This is a genomic window from Pelagerythrobacter marinus, assembly GCF_009827515.1.
In the GTDB taxonomy this organism is placed as follows: Bacteria; Pseudomonadota; Alphaproteobacteria; order Sphingomonadales; family Sphingomonadaceae; genus Pelagerythrobacter; species Pelagerythrobacter marinus.
The window spans coordinates 12032-31304 of sequence record NZ_WTYO01000003.1 but is presented as its reverse complement, the minus strand read 5'-3'; the positions used below and the strand labels follow the sequence as shown (position 1 = coordinate 31304).

The 19273-nt window shown below is 61.8% G+C and carries 27 protein-coding genes; 18 read left to right on the top strand and 9 right to left on the bottom strand.

The annotated features are described in order from the left end of the window. Positions 1-15: 15 nt before the first annotated feature. From GRI72_RS07225 to GRI72_RS07185, 9 genes are all read right to left on the bottom strand, one after another. Entirely contained in the window at positions 16-720 is a 705-nt protein-coding gene (locus tag GRI72_RS07225) for an NAD(P)H-binding protein (protein WP_160733273.1), read from the bottom strand. A gap of 108 nt (positions 721-828) precedes the next feature. Beyond that, positions 829-1317 (bottom strand): DUF6692 family protein, encoded by a 489-nt coding sequence (locus GRI72_RS07220; protein WP_160733272.1) that lies wholly within the window; start codon positions 1315-1317, stop codon positions 829-831. Beyond that, the gene (locus tag GRI72_RS07215) at positions 1314-1841 is read right to left on the bottom strand and encodes a DUF305 domain-containing protein (RefSeq protein ID WP_202389005.1); all 528 of its coding nucleotides are present in this window, start codon (positions 1839-1841) and stop codon (positions 1314-1316) included. Before GRI72_RS07215 ends, GRI72_RS07220 begins: the two co-directional genes overlap by 4 nt. After that, positions 1838-2251: a potassium channel family protein gene (locus tag GRI72_RS07210; RefSeq protein ID WP_119511733.1), complete on the bottom strand. Its 414-nt coding sequence runs from the start codon at positions 2249-2251 to the stop codon at positions 1838-1840. The genes GRI72_RS07215 and GRI72_RS07210 overlap by 4 nt, the downstream gene beginning before the upstream one ends. Beyond that, on the bottom strand, positions 2248-3597 hold the full coding sequence (locus GRI72_RS07205; RefSeq protein WP_160733271.1) for an APC family permease: 1350 nt from the start codon (positions 3595-3597) through the stop codon (positions 2248-2250). Before GRI72_RS07205 ends, GRI72_RS07210 begins: the two co-directional genes overlap by 4 nt. Positions 3598-3879: 282 nt before the next feature. After that, positions 3880-4530 (bottom strand): AlbA family DNA-binding domain-containing protein, encoded by a 651-nt coding sequence (locus GRI72_RS07200; protein ID WP_123880436.1) that lies wholly within the window; start codon positions 4528-4530, stop codon positions 3880-3882. A 249-nt stretch (positions 4531-4779) separates the two neighbouring features. Further along, on the bottom strand, positions 4780-5061 hold the full coding sequence (locus tag GRI72_RS14720) for a DUF5676 family membrane protein (RefSeq protein ID WP_054527892.1): 282 nt from the start codon (positions 5059-5061) through the stop codon (positions 4780-4782). Positions 5062-5264: 203 nt separating this feature from the next. Next, entirely contained in the window at positions 5265-5729 is a 465-nt protein-coding gene (locus GRI72_RS07190; RefSeq protein ID WP_008603937.1) for a DUF411 domain-containing protein, read from the bottom strand. Then, positions 5726-6430 (bottom strand): class I SAM-dependent methyltransferase, encoded by a 705-nt coding sequence (locus tag GRI72_RS07185; protein ID WP_160733270.1) that lies wholly within the window; start codon positions 6428-6430, stop codon positions 5726-5728. The genes GRI72_RS07190 and GRI72_RS07185 overlap by 4 nt, the downstream gene beginning before the upstream one ends. Before the next feature lie 133 nt (positions 6431-6563). On the opposite strand from GRI72_RS07185, the gene GRI72_RS07180 reads away from it, so the two are divergent. The 18 genes from GRI72_RS07180 (at position 6564) to GRI72_RS07095 (ending at position 19253) form a co-directional block, all read left to right on the top strand. Beyond that, the gene (locus GRI72_RS07180) at positions 6564-6860 is read left to right on the top strand and encodes a hypothetical protein (protein WP_066761572.1); all 297 of its coding nucleotides are present in this window, start codon (positions 6564-6566) and stop codon (positions 6858-6860) included. 3 nt (positions 6861-6863) lie between these two features. Further along, positions 6864-7298 (top strand): Spy/CpxP family protein refolding chaperone, encoded by a 435-nt coding sequence (locus tag GRI72_RS07175; RefSeq protein WP_160733269.1) that lies wholly within the window; start codon positions 6864-6866, stop codon positions 7296-7298. A 6-nt stretch (positions 7299-7304) separates the two neighbouring features. Then, positions 7305-7865, top strand: a complete 561-nt coding sequence (locus tag GRI72_RS07170) for an RNA polymerase sigma factor (RefSeq protein ID WP_160733268.1) — start codon at positions 7305-7307, stop codon at positions 7863-7865. Positions 7866-7920: 55 nt separating this feature from the next. Beyond that, the gene (locus tag GRI72_RS07165; RefSeq protein ID WP_054522842.1) at positions 7921-9729 is read left to right on the top strand and encodes a copper resistance system multicopper oxidase; all 1809 of its coding nucleotides are present in this window, start codon (positions 7921-7923) and stop codon (positions 9727-9729) included. Further along, the gene (locus tag GRI72_RS07160) at positions 9726-11039 is read left to right on the top strand and encodes a copper resistance protein B (protein ID WP_160733267.1); all 1314 of its coding nucleotides are present in this window, start codon (positions 9726-9728) and stop codon (positions 11037-11039) included. Before GRI72_RS07165 ends, GRI72_RS07160 begins: the two co-directional genes overlap by 4 nt. Positions 11040-11063: 24 nt before the next feature. Further along, positions 11064-11582 carry a YybH family protein gene (locus GRI72_RS07155; RefSeq protein WP_009823989.1) on the top strand — a complete coding sequence of 173 codons (519 nt, stop codon included), beginning with the start codon at positions 11064-11066 and terminating at the stop codon, positions 11580-11582. 27 nt (positions 11583-11609) lie between these two features. Continuing rightward, complete coding sequence (locus GRI72_RS07150) at positions 11610-12341, top strand: PepSY domain-containing protein (protein WP_009823988.1); 732 nt, start codon at positions 11610-11612, stop codon at positions 12339-12341. 230 nt (positions 12342-12571) lie between these two features. Beyond that, positions 12572-13243 (top strand): DUF2231 domain-containing protein, encoded by a 672-nt coding sequence (locus GRI72_RS07145; protein ID WP_160733266.1) that lies wholly within the window; start codon positions 12572-12574, stop codon positions 13241-13243. A gap of 14 nt (positions 13244-13257) precedes the next feature. Continuing rightward, on the top strand, positions 13258-13665 hold the full coding sequence (locus GRI72_RS07140; protein WP_160733265.1) for a hypothetical protein: 408 nt from the start codon (positions 13258-13260) through the stop codon (positions 13663-13665). Between the two features lie 283 nt (positions 13666-13948). Further along, positions 13949-14302 carry a hypothetical protein gene (locus GRI72_RS07135; protein WP_160733264.1) on the top strand — a complete coding sequence of 118 codons (354 nt, stop codon included), beginning with the start codon at positions 13949-13951 and terminating at the stop codon, positions 14300-14302. Positions 14303-14373: 71 nt separating this feature from the next. Then, positions 14374-14643: a hypothetical protein gene (locus GRI72_RS07130; RefSeq protein WP_160733263.1), complete on the top strand. Its 270-nt coding sequence runs from the start codon at positions 14374-14376 to the stop codon at positions 14641-14643. 269 nt (positions 14644-14912) lie between these two features. Continuing rightward, positions 14913-15299: a single-stranded DNA-binding protein gene (locus GRI72_RS07125; protein WP_160733262.1), complete on the top strand. Its 387-nt coding sequence runs from the start codon at positions 14913-14915 to the stop codon at positions 15297-15299. A 400-nt stretch (positions 15300-15699) separates the two neighbouring features. Beyond that, on the top strand, positions 15700-15921 hold the full coding sequence (locus tag GRI72_RS07120; protein ID WP_010240235.1) for a hypothetical protein: 222 nt from the start codon (positions 15700-15702) through the stop codon (positions 15919-15921). A 572-nt stretch (positions 15922-16493) separates the two neighbouring features. Continuing rightward, the gene (locus GRI72_RS07115) at positions 16494-16766 is read left to right on the top strand and encodes a helix-turn-helix transcriptional regulator (RefSeq protein ID WP_010240237.1); all 273 of its coding nucleotides are present in this window, start codon (positions 16494-16496) and stop codon (positions 16764-16766) included. 9 nt (positions 16767-16775) lie between these two features. Continuing rightward, positions 16776-17657 (top strand): replication initiator protein A, encoded by an 882-nt coding sequence (locus tag GRI72_RS07110; protein ID WP_160733261.1) that lies wholly within the window; start codon positions 16776-16778, stop codon positions 17655-17657. 20 nt (positions 17658-17677) lie between these two features. Continuing rightward, positions 17678-18346, top strand: coding sequence for a DUF2840 domain-containing protein (locus GRI72_RS07105; RefSeq protein ID WP_083508413.1), 669 nt, complete (start codon positions 17678-17680; stop codon positions 18344-18346). Beyond that, positions 18343-18924, top strand: coding sequence for a conjugative transfer signal peptidase TraF (gene traF / locus GRI72_RS07100; protein ID WP_160733260.1), 582 nt, complete (start codon positions 18343-18345; stop codon positions 18922-18924). The genes GRI72_RS07105 and traF overlap by 4 nt, the downstream gene beginning before the upstream one ends. Continuing rightward, positions 18921-19253, top strand: coding sequence for a DUF736 domain-containing protein (locus GRI72_RS07095; RefSeq protein ID WP_160733259.1), 333 nt, complete (start codon positions 18921-18923; stop codon positions 19251-19253). Before traF ends, GRI72_RS07095 begins: the two co-directional genes overlap by 4 nt. The last annotated feature ends 20 nt before the right edge of the window (positions 19254-19273 follow it).

The window sequence follows — 19273 nt, the reverse complement described above, 5'->3', positions numbered from 1 at the left end:
CAAGTCCGCATCGATCTAGTTGATCCCGAGTTCGGCCTTGAGCGCCGAGACGTTCTCGAAGCGGTCTTCTTCTGGCCGGGCGATAGCGGGTTTAGCGTTGACCCAGGTGTTCTCGCAGACGAATTCGAGCATCGCTGCCGCGAGGTCGGCGTGCCTGCAGCGAAAGCAATCTTGGGCAAGGCGCTCGTCGGTAATGACGGCTTCACCCGTATAGGGTTCGTCGAGGAGCCAGCCCGGTCGCGCAGCCGTCCATTTCAGGCCTTTCGCGCGCTCCAGAAGATCTTCCATGGCGCGCATCTGTTCGAGAATATTGTGCAAGGCTGGTCTTGCTGTGAGCTCGAACCATGCAGGAACGCTGGGCTGCGGCTCTACAAACGCCGCCGATATCACGACGATCCGGGAAATGCGGGTCGTCGACATCGCTTCCACCAGCTTGCGGGTTCCCTCCGTATAAAGCGGAGGCGGATCGATCGCCGTAGATGGACTAAACTCTATACCGAGTGCGGAAATAACAGCACGGCAACCTTCGAGCTCGCTGCTGAAGTCGTCATTGAGTACATCGCACTGGAGGTACTCGACGTTGTCGACCCGGTCCGATGGTTCGGGCAAGGTGTGCTCGAACGCTCGAACTTCGATGCCCTTGTGAACCGCATGGCGCAGTATTTCCGTGCCGGTCTTTCCTCCGGCACCGAAGACCGCAAGGGGGGCTGCATCGCTCACAGGCTCAGCTTCCACTGTAGCACCTCATTATAAATTCGGCCGCGCGTGCCGGGCCGAACATGATCATAGAGCGGGCACCGACGCACGCTGGCGCCCGCTCGCTCGTGTTCACGCTTCGCTGTTGCCGCAGGTCGTGTACCCCCAGAACCCGAACTCGTCCTTCATCCGAGGTCCGGCGACGATGAGTTCCTGCATCTGCAGGCCCGCGTCTCCTTCGTCATCGAGAAGGCGCGTGCGGATACGAAGCTCACCATTCGCATACTCACCCGAGGCGCTTGCTGTGACAGGGATCAGCTTGCCGTTGATCTTGATCGTCCCGCGACCGCTGTTGTCGTAGACGAACGACGGAAACGCGACCTCGGTCAGGCGAAACTGACACGTGTTCTCGGCTCCCAGCGCGGCGAGGTCCGCCTCGCTCATCGTCTCGGGCAGCATGAGGCCGGGGCTGAGATTGGCAAGAGCGCTCGCAGCACTCTCTATCGGCGCCGCCGTTGCCGGAGGATCGAGCTGTGCTTCGCGATCATTGCCGACCGCGGTATTGGTGTTGCAGGCCGCCAGCGGGAGGGCTGCAAGCGTCAGAATTGCGATCTTGTTCATTGCTGCATCTCCTCGGGCAGACGTTCCTCGGTGCGCGGACCGTTCTCCTCGATATCCTGGATGAGATATTTCATCTCGGCGATCTCGCGCCGCTGCGCGACGATGATGGCCTGCGCGAGTTCGCGAACCCGCGGATCCTTCAGGCTCGCTCTCTCGCTGGTCATGATCGCAATCGAGTGGTGCGGAATCATCGCGGCCATGTATTCGGTATCGTCCACCGTGGTCTGGCTGCGTACGAGCCAAAGCGCGAGCGCGAAGACGACGGCTCCGACACCCAGGATGATGAAGTTCTTGGTCCGGTCCTTGTACATGCCCCACATGAAGAGAAGCATGACCACCATCATCATCGCGCCCATGACGAACATCATCCAGAAGCGCGTCTCGCTCCAGAAAACGTCGTCCATGTCGAAGCTGTTGGCATACATCAGGAAGAACATGATCACGGTCGAGGTCGATACCATGGCCATGAACCGCCAGTAGTTGCCGCCCCCTCCCTTATCCGAGTGGCATGTGCTTTCAGTCATGCGTTTTCTCCTTCCTTCATCATGGTCCAGAACAATTGTGCCGAGCAGCTGATGAGCGCGAAGCCGGTCAAGGCTTCGACGCCGGCAATGACGCGCAGGTGCTCGGTCGGGTAGATGTCGCCGAGCCCCAGCGTGGTCACGTTGATCAGCGAGAAATAGAAATAGTCCATCGCCCTCATCGCCGGCGTCTTGTCGAACCCGCCGAGGTCCAGTTCCGCGCCCAGCCAGAAACCGCCAGCGAAGAGCGTCGCGACAAGCAGGTGCGATGCCAGGACAAGAAGCGCGACCCCAAGCTTGGCGGAGAAACTTCCGGGTGCGTCGAGCACGCGATGCCCGGCGCCGAGGATCGACAGATGCATGCCGACCGAGGCCAGGAAAAGTGCAATGGCGAGAATTAGTGCGGCGATCATCGATGATCTCCATCGTGTGTGGCGGGCATTTCCCGCAGCGCAGGATTTCGACGGAGATAGAACCATTCGGCTCCGAACACTGCGGCAATACCTGCGACCGCATAGGCAACGACCGCAGGGTCGGTTTTGAGCTTGGCGAGGGCAAAAGCCGTCAGGACTACGCCGTCCGCCATGAGCGCCGACCAGAGGATCCAGGCACGCGCGCCTATCTCTTCCCGCAAACCGCGCAGCACGCCCCAATGCACGAGCATGTCCATTACGAGATAGAAGAACGCTCCGAGCGAGGCGATCCGCGAAAGATCGAACAGGACCGCGAGCGTGCCTGCGACAACAACGGTATAGACCAACATGTGACTGCGGATCGGTCCGCTCATGCCAAAATGGCTATGCGGGATCATCTTCATCTCGGTCAGCATGGTCAGCATACGCGAAACGGCGAAAACGCTGGCGATGACACCCGAGGTCGTGGCGGCGATGGCGATTGCCACTGTGAAATAGAAGCCAAGCTCTCCGAGCGCGGGACGCGCAGCCGCCGCAAGCGAATAATCGCGCGCCTCAGCTATTTCTGACGTGCTGAGGCTGGCACCGACCGCCGCCGCGACAAGCAGGTAGACGACCACGCATATTGCGATCGAGATGATTATGGTTCGACCGACATTCCGGTGCGGATTGATGATTTCACCGCCACTGTTGGTGATGGTGGTGAAACCTTTGAAAGCAAGGATCGAGAAGGCGACCGACGCGAGCAGCGCGTCGAGGCCCGAAAGCGCGACCGGCTCTGAGAAGGCACCGTCCGAAAATCCGCTGGCCCAGATCGCCGCAATCGCGAACAGGGCGATGCCGCCGATCTTGATCGCCGACATAATGAGCGAAAATCCGCTGACCGATTTGTTGCCGGCGGCATTCACGAAATAGGCGAAGACGATGAGCGCCAGTGCCGCGACGGAAACCAGAATGCCGCTGCTCTCGAGCCCAAAGGGCCGCAAGGCATAGGTCGCGAAGGTTCGAGCGACCAGGCTTTCGTTGATGACCATCGACAGCGCCATCAGGAGCGATGCCGAGGCTGCCACGACGCCTGGTCCGTAGGCTTTCTGAAGGATCATCGCGATGCCGCCCGAGGAGGGCCAGCGGTTCGACATCTTGATGTAGCTGTAGGCGGCGAGCGAAGTAACCAGCGCGCCGGCAATGAACGAAAGCGGAAATAGCGGTCCAGCCAGTTCGGCAATCTGGCCAGTCAGTGCGAAGATACCGGCGCCGATCATGACGCCGGTTCCCATCGCGACGCCGCCCAGCAATGTTATCGAGGCCGCACTCTCGTTATGTTGATCGTCGCCATCTGTCTGCAAGTCTTTCCCCTGTCGATGTCCTCCCGTCCGAGAAACATCACGCCAGACAGTACGTTGCGTAGCGCCTCACCCCTCAAAAAAGTTTCGACATGGTGCGCGCCTGCCCCAGGGGGCGGTTTGGCAAGATAGGGAGTCCGCTTTTCGCGAGGCTTCTCTCAGCACAAGGTGCGTCGATAGGAGGCGACGCGTATCGCCAGGGTGGCCCACTGTGATTTTTCTCTAGCAGGTCTCGCGAGAGGTAACTGGCCCTGTTCGATCAATCTGACGTGCCCAGCAGCCGGATTAAGCTCGACCGGGGGATCGATTGCGCAAATGTGCCTGCGCTTCGCGCACGTCGAGCTCACGCGTGCTGTTTCCGATACGTAACATCAGGCGCGCGGTACCTCCCTCTACGAGGTAGACAGGATCAGCGCTCCTTTCAGCAATGACCCGGCATACCGTCTTCTCTGTCATTTCGTGAAAACGGCAATGGACCAAAGCGCACGCGTGACCGCCGAAACCATCCTTCACGAGGTCCATCACAAGGCGCTCGAACCCATCCCGATTGGCATGTTTGAGTGTCTGCATATCGGCTTCAATGCCAGTGATGTTCCCATCGTCTCCAACCCCGATAAGCAGTGTTCCGCCCTCATGGTTGAGAAAGCCGGCAACCGTTTTGAGTACGACCTGCTGGAGTGACCGGTTGACCCGGTTCTCACGCCTGTCCCACCGCAAGGACGATTTGAATTCCAATCGCTCGCCCTCGCCGCGTGCGATAAGAAGCGGCAATTCCTCGTCGAGTTCGCGTTCGAGAAAAAGTACCTTGGACTGAGCTCGCGCCAACCGCATGTGATACATGCCAAATCCCAGACCAAGGGCGCCGCCGATCACCGCGTAGATGGCGCTCATGGGAAGCATTTCGAACGCGAAAGCATTTACCAGCCGGCCGATCATGAACCCAATGGCAGTATTGCTGCCGGTGTCGTGCGACGGACCGAACTCGTACCAGAAGACGAGGGTGGTTACCGGATGGAGGATCGTGATGCCGAGGGCAGCACCAAGGACCGCATGGGCGGTTAGCGTTCGAGCGCTCTGTGAAGGCTTTGTCCTGTAGATCGCGCATTCCCTTTTTTCGTTTTTTCAGGCTACCGGCCTAATGGCTTCGCATGCAAAACGTCTTGTCCCGCGAAGGGCATCGGGAAATCAGACCGAATTACCAGTTCGTCTCCGGAAATACCGATAGAGCGGAACCGCGATGAGTGCGATGTACCAGCCATAGAGAAAGCTCCCCACCGCTCCGGCGAGGAACCCGCGCGGCGTTAGCCATTCGAACCATGGCAGTAAGGGAGCCCAGGCTTCGTGCATGTGAAAGCGCTCTGGTGCGAGGACTCCGAAGGCAATGCAGAGGAGATAGCTGACAAGCAGGAACACGCTGAGCGTCCAGCCCCATGCGAATATCGAGCTCTTGATTGATCCTTTTACCATCGCATTTCTCCCACTTCATGCGTGCTTAAATCATACAATTGGACGGGTCCGGGGCGGTGGGGGCAGCCAGCCCCGGACCCTGCGAGAATTCGATAGGCTTCTTACCGCCTGTCCCGGTTTTACCGGGTTCTGTGTCGCTTCCCGCAAATAATCTTCATCACCTTCATCCCTTTCACGGTGACGCATGGTGTGGTTCCACACACTCACGGAAACGACGCGAAGACGCTCTGTCCGGTTGGGCCAAAGGCGATGACGTCGTAAGGCTGGATCCGGTTTCCGGCCTCCATGCCGGGCGATCCCAGAGGCATTCCCGGAACCGCGAGGCCGGCAACGCCGGCGGGCCGTTCGCGCAAAAGCTTGGCGACGGCTTCTGCAGGCACGTGACCTTCGATGATGTATCCATCGACCTCCATCGTATGGCATGACCATAACTCTTGGGGTACGCCCCGCGCGGTCTTGATCGCCGCCATGTCGTTGCTGTCGACCGATGCCACCTTCGTGTTCATCCCGTCTTCGACATGGCCTGCCCAGTTGAGACAGCACCCACATCCTGGATCCCGGAACATCGTATAGGTCGCTGCCTGAGCCACGTTCGAACAGGCTGCCAGCACGAGCAAGGCCGCGCCGCTAATCGATCGCCGGAGCAGCGAAGGCTTTTTCAAATTCATTGTGCAATTCCTTTCTTGTATCCGCGCCATAGCGAGATCGTCCCGGTTGCCGTCGGGAACCGTTGGAGCAGGCATGGCTCGGTGAAGATTTCGGCGAACAGTTTTTCGACTTCGCCGTCGGCGCTGGGCTGCGTGTCGCTTATGCCGTCAAGAGACTGGACGGTCGCCCGGAAGAGGCTCCGCATGAGTGGGCTATCCTGCTTCATATAATCGGAGATCAAGACGGTTCCGCCTGGCACGAGCAAGCTTTCGATGGTTTCCAGGATTGCCTGCTTCTTGCGCAAGGGGACCTGGTGCAGGACGAGGCTGCTGACGATCTTGTTCGGCTGCCACCCTGCGGGTAGCTTGAGGCTTTCGAGAAAGCCATTGTGCCATTTCACGAGATCGGCTCCCGCGCCAAACTTGCGCCGCGCAAGCGCGAGCGCATCCGGGTCGGGTTCGACACCGATCAGACCCGCTTCCGGACAATCCGTCATCAAGGCCTTGAGAAGAGTGCCGGTTCCGCTGCCAACATCGATCACCCGGTCGCCGGGGACAAGGTGCAGCTCTTCGACAATCCTTTGGCGCCAGAGATGTTCGCGGGTGAACAGACCGATCGCCCGGTCGTAAAGCGGCGTCAGAAAGCTCTTGCCAAGAAGAGGCGTAAATTCGCCGTGATCTTCAGGTGCGGTGATATTGCTCACGAGTTGGTTTCCATTCATCCCGGGTTCGACCCGATTCTGACAGACCCGTCTCGGTTACGTATGGCGCTGGACATTCCCTCAAAAAAAGAAGTTTAAGGGATTGTGCAGGCGAGCGCGTATAGGACACGTGCAACCCACAGGAGTTTTTCGGATGCGTGACAATCACTCTCTTGATGCGGTGCTCGGAACGCTTTCCACCACCGCCGCCAACGAGGTCCCAGCCGACTTCATGGATGGCGTTTGGCAGCGCGCCGGACAGCTTGGCGAAATCGCCGACCGACGCCGCCGGACGGCCCTTTTCGTCGGTCTGTTCGTCGTCGGGCTTGGAGCTGGCGCCGGAACGAGCGGTTGGCCCGGCGGCTATGGCACGTCTTCCGCGTCATTTGGCGAGGGTCTTATCCTCGGCGAACAGCTGTCCCCATCGGCGCTCCTCCATGTGGAGCAATAGGGTTTGAAGACGACGCATATCGTTCTCGCGGTGCTTCTCGCAGCACTTGCAGGATGCCTCGGCGCGATTGCCGCGGATCGCTGGGCCAATCACGAGGCCGGCTCCGGCCTCCACGATTTCGTGCACGACGAGCTCACCCTGACGGCCGACCAGGAGCAGCGTCTCGATGCGCTCGAGGCCCGTTTCGCTGTCGAAAGGGCACGGCTCGAAGGATCGGCGCGCGCAGCCAATGCCCGGCTCGCCCAGGCGATGGAAGACGAGCATGAATACGGCCCCGAGGTCTCGGCCGCGATCGACGAGGTGCATGCACGCATGGGCGATCTCCAGAAGGCAACAGTGCGCCATGTCTTCGACATGCGTGAAATTCTCGAACCCGAGCAGCAACGCCAGTTCGACCGCAAGGTCTCCGACGCCCTGACCCGCGACCCGCGCGACTGAAGCGCCATGTCGGGGGCGGGCGACAATCCGGATGAGGCCCTTGTTTCGCAGGCGAGGGCTGGAAACAAGCGGGCTTTCAGCCAACTCGTCGAGCATGAAACCGGTCGGCTTCTCGCGCTTGCGACACGCATGCTTTCCTCTCCTTCTCAGGCCGAGGACGTTGTTCAGGACAGCCTCGCTTCGGTGTGGCTGACGCGCCATCGGCTCGATCCGGACAAGCCGATCGGACCCTATCTGACAACCGTCGTCCTCAACCGCTGCCGGGACCGTTTGCGCAGGCGCAAGGTCGCAGGCTTTTTCGGACTGTCAGATGATGACGGACTCCATTCCATCGCCGACGATTTGCCGGGTCCTGAAACGTCGGCCGTTTCCAGGGAAGAGCTCAATCTCGTTCAGGCCGAGATCGCGCGAATGCCTGTAAGGCTGCGCGAAGCCATCGTGCTCGTGACCATCGAGGGGCGTAGCCAGGCCGAGGCGGCCGATCTTCTCGGAACGACCGAAAAGGCGATCGAAACCCGCGTATACCGCGCGCGCAACAGGCTGAAGGAGCGCTTCGAAAAACTTTGAGGGGTTGGGTGGGCGCGCGCGTAAGTAACGGTAAACGCCACGTCAGGAGCCCTTTATGATCGCCGTCAATCGACGCAAGTTTCTCGGAGCCGGAGCAGGAGGAATGGGTCTGCTCGGCCTTGCCGGGGCGATGCCTGCCTGGGCACGGGGCGCGGACATCCTCGCAGGTAACGCCCGCAAGGGGCTGGACGAGATATCCGGCCCCAATATCGACCTCACCGTTGCCCGATCGGCCTTCGCGACCGGCAACAGGCGCGGCGGCGCGATCGCCGTCAATGGCACGATCCCCGGTCCGCTGTTGCGTTTGCAGGAAGGCACGACCGTCCGGCTCAATGTCCATAACCAGCTCGAGGAAGATACCTCGATCCACTGGCACGGTCTGCTCGTGCCGTTTCAGCTCGATGGAGTGCCTGGCGTGAGCTTTCCCGGCGTCAAACCGGGAGAGACCTTCACCGCCGAGTTTCCGGTTCGCCAGTCGGGTACCTACTGGTGGCACTCGCATAGCGGCCTGCAGGAACAGGCCGGGCATTACGGCGCGATCGTGGTCGACCCCGCCGGACCCGATCCGGTCCAGGCCGACCGCGAATATATCGTGGTGCTGAGCGAATTCAGCGAAATGTCGCCCCACACGATTTTCGACAAGCTCAAGAAGGGCGAAGGCTACTTCAACTACAACCAGAACACCTGGACCGACGATTACCCGCTTTCGGGCGAGGATCGCCGGATGTGGGCGAAAATGCGCATGATGCCGACGGACATCCTCGATGTTTCGAGCGCGGCTTATACCTATCTTCTGAACGGCCATGGCCCGCTCGACAATCTGGAATACCTCTTCCGCCCGGGCGAACGCGTGCGGCTGCGCTTCATCAATGCCGGCGCCATGACCTTCTTCAATATTCGCATTCCCGGCCTGCCGATGACCATCGTTCAGGCGGACGGGCAGAACGTCGAGCCGGTGGAGGTCGACGAGTTCCAGATCGGTGTGGCCGAGACATACGACGTCGTCGTGACGCCGGGCGCGCAACAAGCCTACACGCTGGTCGCGGAGTCGATGGACCGCTCGGGCATGGGTATTGCCACACTCGCGAGCGCACCCGGCGCTCGCGCCGCCATTCCGCCGCTGCGCGATCCGCCGCTTCTAACCATGGCCGACATGGGCATGAGCGGCATGGACCACGGCTCGTCTGGCGATGCCGGCATGTCGGGCATGGACCACGGAAGTGGCGGCGACATGGCGGGGATGGATCATGGTTCGTCCGGCCAATCCGAGATGGCAGGCATGGCCGGCATGTCGGGGATGCAGATGCGCGACACGTCGCTTCTGCCGCCCGATGTGAAGGTCGGGCCCGGTCTCGACATGGTCTCGATGAACCCGGTCGACCGCATGGGCGATCCCGGCATCGGTCTCGCCGATGTGCCGCATCGTACGCTCGACTATCGCAAGCTGCGCGCTCTGACTCCACACCGCGAGGGCCGCACGCCGTCCCGGCGAATGGAAATTCATCTGACCGGCAATATGGAGCGCTACATGTGGTCGTTCGACGGCAAGAAGTTCTCCGCCGTCTCAGACGAGCCGATCCGTTTCGCCTATAACGAGCGCGTGCGCGTGAAGCTCGTCAACGACACGATGATGGCGCACCCCATTCACTTGCACGGTCATTTCTTCGAGCTGGTCAATGGCGCGCCGGCCGATCGTCAACCGCTCAAGCACACGGTAATCCTGCAGCCGGGTGGCAGCGCGCAGTTCGACCTGACGGCGGACGAGCCGGGCGACTGGGCCTTCCACTGTCACCTTCTCTACCACATGCATGCCGGGATGTTTCAGATCGTCACGGTCGCCAATCCCGACGGGAGCGAAGCATGAAAATTCGTATTGTCAGCCTGCTCGCATCGGTCGCAGCCGGCTCAGTTCTCGCCTCCCCCGCGGCGGCGCAGCATGCCGGTCATTCGCCGGCGGAGCCGCAGCAAAGCGCCGAGGCGCAGGCTGACGCGAAGACAAAGTGCGAGGAAGAAGCCGAGCGCCATCGCGCGATGGGGCATCCGGTTGTAGATGGAGCATGCGAACCGGCTGCTCAACCTGAAGCCGCCATGGACCGCTCGCAGATGGATCACTCAACCATGGATCATGGTGCGATGACCGCTCAGGATGGCCATTCTGGCATGACAATGCCTGTGGACGCTGCCCGTCCACAGGCATCGCCCGAAAGTCATGAAGGAATGGATCACGGCTCGATGCCGCAGGGCAAGCCCGCCGAAGGCGCGATGGATCATTCGCAGATGAATCACGGCGAGATGGGTCAGGCGGAGGCCAGTTCGTCGATGGACCATGGGCAGATGGATCACAGCCAGATGAACCATGGGGAGACGCCTTCGCAGGACAGGCAGGGCATGGACCATTCGGCGATGCAGATGGGCTCGGACGATGATATCCCGCTGCTGCCGCCTCCTCCAGAAGCAGGGAGCGGCCCAGCGCGCGCGGCGGTCGCCATCTGGGGCGAGGAAGCCATGAACGAAGCGCGCCGCGAGCTTGTCCGCGAGACCGACGGAGGAATGCGCTTCTGGTTTCAGGGCGACCGGCTCGAGTACCGCGCCCGCGAGGGGAAGGATGGATATCTGTGGGACATCCAGGGATATTATGGCGGCGACATCGACAAATTCTGGTTCAAGTCCGAGGGTGAGGGCAGCTTCGGCGAACCCATAGAAGGCGCCGAGGTCCAGGCGCTCTGGAGCCGCGCCATTGCGCCCTTCTTCGATTTCCAGGCGGGTGTTCGCCAGGACCTGACCGGTCCGGAACGCACGCACGCGGTTATCGGTATCCAAGGGATCGCGCCTTACCAGTTCGAGGTCGATGCCGCGGCCTTCGTCTCCACCAAGGGCGATGTGACGGCGCGTTTTGAGGGCGAACTTGATCAGCGCATCACGCAGCGGCTGATCCTTCAACCGCGTGCCGAAATCGCACTTTCCGCTCAGGATATTCCCGAACTCGGCATTGGCGCTGGCCTCGACCGGATCGAGGCAGGTCTGCGTCTTCGCTACGAGTTCGCACGCGAATTCGCGCCCTATGTCGGCGTTTCCCAGGAATGGCGCATCGGCGACAGCGCGGATTTTGCGCGGGCCGCCGGAGAGGATCCGAGCGTCACCAATTATGTCGTCGGTGTGCGATTCTGGTTCTGAAATCTCAAAAAGGATAGAACTTCCATGACCAAGACTTTGACACGCATCGCGGCGACTGCGCTTGTTGCCACGCTGATACCGCTGCCAGCCTTCGCGCAGCAGATGGACCACTCTTCCCATGCGAACCATCAGATGCACGCGATGGACGCTTCGGCGGACGATGTCGCGGGCGCTGAAGAAACCCTCAAGGCCTATCGCACCGCTCTTGAAGCGCGCGACGCGCAGGCAATGCGCGCGCTCTTCGCCGAGGACTCGGCGATCTTCGAGAATGGCAAGGCCGAAGGAAGCTTTGCCAATTACATGGAGCACCATTTGGGCCCCGAGCTCGACGCGATTGTGAGCTTCACCTTTACCGACCCCACGCTGACCGTCACCCGGATGGGGCACATGGCCCATGCCTATGAGACGTATGGCTATCGCATCGAACTTAGCGATGGCCGGGTGATCGAGCGCGACGGCGTGGCGACATCGGTGCTTGCTCACGATGCGGACGGGTGGAGAATCGTCCAGTACCATTCCTCGTCGCGCGCGCCGCGCAACTGATTACGGCTTTCGAAGAGGTAGCACCGGTTGGCAACGCCGTCGCTGAAGCTGCGCCTGCATGTGCTCGGCAGCAAGATCCACAAATGGCTGGCGATTTTCGTCGGTGTCCAGGTTCTCTTGTGGATGGGAACCGGCGCCCTCATGTCGTTTCTCGACTTGGAAGAAGTTCGCTCCGAACATGTCGTTTCGCGTGAACAAGAGGCGCTGCCCGCCGATGCCCCGCTCCCGGCCTGGGTCGCAAACGACGGTACTCTTGCAGCGGTAACGACACGTTCGCTCGACGGCGATGCCGTGACCGAGGTCCGCAAGGTTGACGGTAGCGTGAGCCTCCACGATCCGGTGACTGGGCGTAAACTCTCCCCCATCTCGGCGGCAACGGCAAAATCCATCGCCTTGCGCGCATGGACCGGGCCGCGCACGACCATCGAGGCCGCACGGATCGTCGATGACCCCATCGGAACCGAGTTTCGCGGCCCTTTTCCGGCCTGGCAGGTCACCTATGCTGACGAGGCTTCGACGCGCATCTACATCGATGCCGCCAGCGGCACGCTCGGGGCGGCGCGTAGTGATACATGGCGCCTGTTCGATTTCATCTGGGGCCTGCACATCATGGACTGGACCGAGCGTGATCGCATCAACAGTTGGTGGCTTCTGCTGTTCGGCATTGGCGGCACGATCATAGCCCTGTCGGGTTTCGTCCTGCTGGCGAACCGGATGCCGAGGCTGCGCCGCCGCGCAAAGAAGAGCAAGCTCGCCTGAGCCCATGGGGCTCATGTGCGTGGGCGAACGCCTTACCCCCGTTCGCCAGGCCCAACGGGCCAGGAGCCGAATGCGTTCGACGATCGCGATCGTGCCGGCATCGGACCTGATCCCGCAGACGCTCTTCTGTCGCGCCAATACCATCAAATTAATGTGAGGGGCACGCGGCTGCCGTGCGTATCAGGCACATAGGTCGCACTTTAACTGCAGGTTCGGAAGACATACGAGACATGAAAGCCCCCTCATTTCTGGCGCTGCTCGCCGCAAGCCTGCTCTTCGTCGGACCCGTTCAGGCTCATGGCGACGAAAAGCACGGCGAAGAGGCGAGCGCCGCGCCTGCTGCCACCAATGGCGATGTGCACGACCAGGCGGCCATGGCGCAGATGGGCGAGACTGCGGATGCTGGCGAGTCCTCCGGCGCGCACGATGAAGCGGGCGGAGGTCATGACGAGGCCGGTGGCCATGCGAATGAGGGCGAAGCCGGCGTCATGGCCGTACTGAAGAAGCTGCATCCGGCAACGATCCATTTCCCGATCGCCTTGTTTCTCATGGCTGCGGCCACCGAATTGTTCGTGATGCGCCGGAAAGGAGCGGGCCTGGAAAGTGCGGTACGCGTGCTTGTCTACGGCGGAGCCATCGGCGCGGTGGTCGCAGTCCTGTTCGGATGGATTCACACCGGCCTGTGGTTCGGCGGCGACACCGTCATGCAGGTGCATCGATGGAACGGTATGCTGATCGCCGTTCTCGGTATTGCGATGGCCTATCTCGCGAGCAGGCCGAGCCAGAGCCGCGCATGGTTGCGCGCGTCGATATTCTCCATGGCGGCGCTCGTTCTCATCCAGGGCTTCCTTGGCGGCGAGCTCGCGCATGGGCCGAACCACCTCGGTATTTCCTGGCTCTGAAGGAGTTGAAGAGCATGCGTACTTCCAGATTGAATGCAGCGATCGGGTTTCTCGCGATCGCGCCCTTGATGTCCGCTCTTGCTGCTTGCGACGAGGCGCAGGAGAGCACACCGATCACCGAGGTTTCGCCTATGGGCGAAGCTGCAGTGATGCCTGGCACGGCACCCGAGGCGGGTCTTGCAGACCCGGCAACCTCTCCCTCCGAAAATGAGGCAGCGGCCGCACGTCAGGACGCTCTTTCGACAATTGGCGCCGCCACGCCTGCGTCACGGCGCGCTGTCCCGCCCGCATCACGCGCAACTGCCACACCCGCAGCGCCAGCAACGCGCACGCAACCCGCGAGCGAAGCGACCCAACCCGCCGATCCCCATGCGGGCCATGACATGTCCTCGATGGCCGATCACGACATGGAAGGTATGTGATCGGACGCGTTTCCCGGTAACTCGGCAATTCAGGAGATATCCTCGGCAAGAAATCGCAACGAACAACGCAAGATCAGGAAAGGACGGCCCCGCCTCCCCCCGAAGCCCTGCGGGTCGCAGGTGCCCCCAAGGGGTCGTTCAGGAACCCCGCGTGAAGACCAACCCGCGCGGGGTTCCGTTTGCCCGGCTTCGCTGTCGCCGTGCCAGGCGCATCCCGGTAGGGCTTTGTGCTATGTGAGCAGCGTGCAGACGATCGCCTCGTTGGCTATGAAAGGAACCGCATATGTCGGAAACGGGAAAAGCCGGGGCGCTGTCGCGCTGGGAAGACGAAGGCGGGGCATTGCCCTGCGGGCCGCAGGAAGCGCTCGCTGCCGATTGCGAGAAATGGGATATTCCGCCACTCTCCGATGCCGAGATCATCCAATTGCGCATCAGGGTGATCGCCCTTGAGAACATGGTGCTCGGCCTTCTGTCGCAGGCCAGCGCCGATCAGCTTGCAGCAATCGAAGAAATCGCGGAATTCATATCCCCGCGTGCCGATGCGAAGCCGCATCCGCTTACCCTGCATGCCGCCACCCAGATGGAGCACTTCGTCGAGCGCGCCCGGCGGCTTCGCGAGCAACCCACCGCTGATTGAGCGACGCATGACCGGGCCACGAATGCTGGCCTTCCTCGCCGCGGCCCGACCGATGATCCGAAAAGAGTGCGATGGACCTTGATACGCTTCTCATCCGCTATTTTGGCACTGCCGATCCTCGAGCGACTGGCGCAGAAACCTTGGCCTCGGGGATCGAGCGATGCCAGGTCGATCTCGGTCTGGAGCAGGACCGGGGAAAACGCTTTGCCCTGTGGGCCATGCTCTACCTGCTCGGGTCTGCCCCCGACCTCGACGTGGCCTTCGAGAACGAGGAAGACCGGGAAGCAGCCCGCAACTTCATGGATCTCCTGGCGGCATCGGAAGGCAATGAGGTAAGCTGATTGCAGCAGGGTCCTGGCACCTTCAGACCCGCACCCGATACCCATCCGGCTTTTGTCGCGAACAGTCCTGAACCAGGTCAGCTGAGGAGCCGCAACCCGTTCCTTTGACGGCCGTGTTGGCAGCTGCGCTGCCTGCCCGCACCACCCGTCATGAACAGGTTTCCCTTCGGCCCTTCAGGCCTGCGGTGCAGTCCTCCCATGCCCTGCTTCTTCTGGATGTTCGCAAGCCGGAGATGGTCTCCGGTTTGAGGAACTGAAGGACTACTATCATGACCAATATTGCAATCCTCACTGGCCGCATCGCTCGCGATCCCGACACCCGCGAGACCAAGGGCGGCACCAATGTCACCGGGATCACCGTCGTCACCGATCGCCCCGCACGCGACAAGGATGGCAAGACCTACAATGACGAGAACGGCTACACCGCCAAGGAAAGCGAGTTCCACCGGGTGACATGCTTCAATGGCCTCGCCAAGACCGTCGGCCAGTATTGCTCAAAGGGCCAGCTGGTATCGGTCCAGGGCCGCATCCATTACACCCAGTGGGAGGACAAGGACGGGGTCACGCGCTACGGGACCGAGATCCTCGCGGACAAGGTCGACTTCCTCTCGCGGGCCAATGGCGGCGACAACCAGGACGCCCCTCCGATCGACTGATCCGGCGCCATCGAACCAGCCAAAGGAGGCTCTGCCGGAAACGGCAGGGCCTTTTTCGCTGTTCACCCTTCCTTTCGCTCGGTCTTTTCTCCGGGGAATAGCCAGGCGCTGCCCGGAGGGCCCGACCCATTATGGCAGCGATCATCTGAAACGGTCGTTTGAGGTGGACTGGATTGGCCTGGCTTACCGCATTTCCAGCATGATGGTCCCGCGCCGCCCGCATCAAGGACGGCAGGGGCCCCACCATTTTGTCCGCCGCCGGATTGCATCCGGCACCGGACAAAACCGTTTCCCCCTGCGCCGCTTCGCGGTCGCCCTGTCAGGCGATCCTGTGACCCGGTCTGCCCGGGCCCATCGGCCAACCTCATGTCGTCTCGCGACAGATTTCAGGAGGATTATCATGACCTATTTCACGAAATGCACACTGCCTTCGCGCAATTATTTCGAGGCTCTGGAAACAGCTGAGCAACGGGCCTTGCACAGCTTCTTCGACCAGCATGTTATCGAGGATGACGAACTCGGATATCGCGCGGTCGACGAAGGCGACTACAATGCGCTGCCCCCGCATCTTGCGATCCGGGTCGTTCATACCGTCCATGGCGGAATGCTCGACGAATTCTGAGGCATTCTGCAGGGCAGGGACCGGCAGCGGTTCCTGCCCTTTTTTCGTGTCTCTTATGGGCTGAGCTACAGGTTCAAGTTTCGATCCAGCAGCAATCGGCGGTTCTCCAAACATCGGCTTGGCCAACTGGCGATCGGGATAAATGGAGCGGGGCTGGGGACGCACTCTGTCCCGCGCATCTGGCGATACGCTCCTGAGGGTGCGGCATTACGTGTTTTTGGGGCCCCGCATGCACTTGCGAACCGGCAGCGGGTCGGGCGAGCGGGAAGCTACGGCCGCGACAGGTCCCGCTTGCCTTGCTTCCCACAGGCCCTTGGCCACTGCCTCTCTCGCAGGTGCGGTTCATTGCTCTGAGCCTTCGGCATTGCAGCCGAAAGCCTGCCGGGCAGCGCGATAGCGTCGGGTTCTGCGCGGATGCCGCCCCTCCTCGATCCTGCCGAGCTCAGATCGGTAGGGGCGACAAATCCGAACGCGGCATCGTGTCGCTCCCCCCATTGCCAGGGCATGCGCCATCACCCTCCGCAATCAGCGGCAGTTAGCCGCAGCCACCCAAGCCTCCTGGAGCTAACCCCATGCCCGCCGTTCCCGATCCGGTCCGTCCCCGCTACCTGCGCACCCCGGATGCCGCGGTGCATCTGGGGCTTTCGCCGCGCACGCTCGAAAAGCACCGATGCTATGGAACAGGGCCGGTCTACCACAAGCTCGGCGGCCGCATCGTTTACCGGCCCGAAGATCTCGACGCCTGGGCCGAGCAGGGCTTGCGCCGTTCCACCAGCGATCCGGGCAAGGGCGTCGTTCATCCTGCCAAGCGGATCGACGGCTACACCGGTCCGGTCCGGCGCTGAAGCGGTACCATGCGCTCCTTGAAGACATCGGACGGCGGGGCCGGACAGCTCGACCTGTTCGTCGGCGCGGGCAGCGACATCGCCGCGCGCGATGCGCAGGATCTGATGGCCTGGCCTTTCTTCAGCCTCGCCAAGACGAAGCGCGTGAAGCCGATCGACTTTCGTATGGGCGAGGTCGCCATTCTGGTCGAAGCGACCGCCGAACATGGCGTGGCCACCATCTGGGACGCCGATGTACTGATCTGGGTAGCGAGCCAGATCGTCGAGGCGCGCGATGCCGGCAAAGCCACCTCGCGCCTTATCGCGGCGACGCCCCATGAAATCCTTACCTTCACCCGGCGCGGAACCGGAAAGGCTGGCTACGAGCGCCTGAAGGCGGCGCTCGACCGCTTGCAGTCGACCAGCATTGCCACCTCCATCCGGCAGGCCGGGGCGCGACGCCGCCGACGATTTTCCTGGATCAACGAATGGCGCGAACGGCTCGACGACAACGGGCGCGCGCTCGGCATCGAAATGATCGTGCCGGACTGGCTCTACGAGGGCGTGCTCGATCGTGCGCTCGTCCTGACCATCGACCCGGCCTATTTCGCGCTTACCGGCGGTCTTGAGCGCTGGCTCTATCGCATCGTACGCAAGCATGGCGGGAAGCAGAAGGGCGGGTGGAGTTTCGACATTTCGCACTTGCATGTGAAGTCCGGCGCGCTCTCGCCATTGAAGCGTTTCGCTTTCGAAGTGCGGGCCATCGTTCGCCGCCAGTCGCTCCCCGGCTACAATCTCGCTCTTGAGCACCAGTTCGGCCGCGAGCGGCTCCTGTTCGTTGCAGCGCCTGTCGATCCCTTCGCGTCCGCGCGGCGCCGTATCGGGCTGCCCCCTGTGGAAAAGGGTGCGTGATGTTCGGACTATCGGGAACCATGACGTTCGGACGATCGGGAACCCTATTCCCGGACTATCGGGAACCGGGAGCCTGCGCGACTCGCCGAAAACGCGGCGCCTGCGAAGCCCTTAACAATGCTAACAAGGAATCTTTCAGATTCCTGCTAACACAGCCACGCCTGTGCAAAAGCGCAGCGCGCGCTTCGCTTCCGCCTCCGGAACCGGTCGAGGCAGGTTCCGGTGATCCGCCACTTACGCACGTCACGCTGGTGTGGCGCGGCGGCGTGCAGGAAGACTGGCTTCGGTTCGGCAAGCCCGTTGCAGAGCGCATCCTCGATCGCCGGACGCGTATCGAAAGCTATGCTCCGGGACAGGTCTTTGCCTTGGTTCGGTGGGCTTCGAACGACTACGGGACCGTTGGCTCCACACTCACGATCGCCCAAGCCGCCGGTTTCGGCGAGCCGTTCACCACTCTGCCGCAGGTCGATCCTGGCGCGCAAATCCTGCTCTCGGTGCGAAGCTGGCCAAAGGTTCGCCAGGTCTTTGCGCTGATCGATGCGATCGAGGACGTTGGCATCGATCCCTGCGATGTAGCTCCCGACCACTGGCATCATGTCCACAACAGGCTGGCAGGGGGCATGCAAGTACGTTCCTATTCCCCTGCGCGCCATCGCGACTGGCTGCGGCGGCGAAAGCTGCAATCATGAGGCGGCGCACCGCCTTTCTGGCAGGCATGGTCGCGGCAGCGACACTGGCCAGCATCGCAATCCCGCTCTCGCGACTTTTGGTCTGGAACGTGACGGCCAGCGTGCCGGTTGGACTGTACTCAATCGGCGGAAAGACCGGTCTTGAAAGAGGCGACCGCGTCGCGATCGATCCTGCTTTCAGGCTGCAGAAATACCTCGCCTCGCGCGGCTATCTTCCTGCGGGCGTTCCGCTCATCAAGGAGGTTGCGGCGCTTGGCGGGGATAGGGTCTGCCGGCGCGACCTGCTCATCGAGATCAATGGGACACCTGCGGGAGCGGCGCGCCGGCTCGACAGCCTTGGACGCGAACTGCCTGTCTGGGAAGGGTGCCGGACGATTGCTGCGCACGAACTGTTCGTGATGAACGGGCGCGCCCCCGACAGCTTTGACGGGCGTTATTTCGGCCCGGTCGTACGCGCCGATGTCATCGGGCGGGCGCGGCCCGTTTGGACCGATGAAGCGGGCGACGGGGATTTTGTCCTGCTTGCCTCACCCGCAGACTTTCCCATCCAAAACACCACTGAAGGAGACGCACAATGACCTGTATCGGCACTTTTGCAGCCACACCCGACGGCTTCGAGGGACGGCTGAAAACCCTCACCATCGATAGACCGCTGACCCTGGTGGCCGTCGACCCCTGCGACGTCGAGAACGCCCCTGACTATCGCATCATGGCAGGCGAGGGCGAGGAAACCTACGAGGTGGGTGCAGGCTGGAAATATGTCGGCGACAAGGCAGGCAGTTTTGTCACGCTCGTCGTCGACGATCCGGTATTGCCTCGGCCCCTGCGCGCCAATCTGTTCAGTTCTGACGACCAGAACCATGTCCTTATATGGTCGCGCGGCGCGCGCCGCCCGGCAAAGGACTGATTCCGTGGCCCGCCCGTATC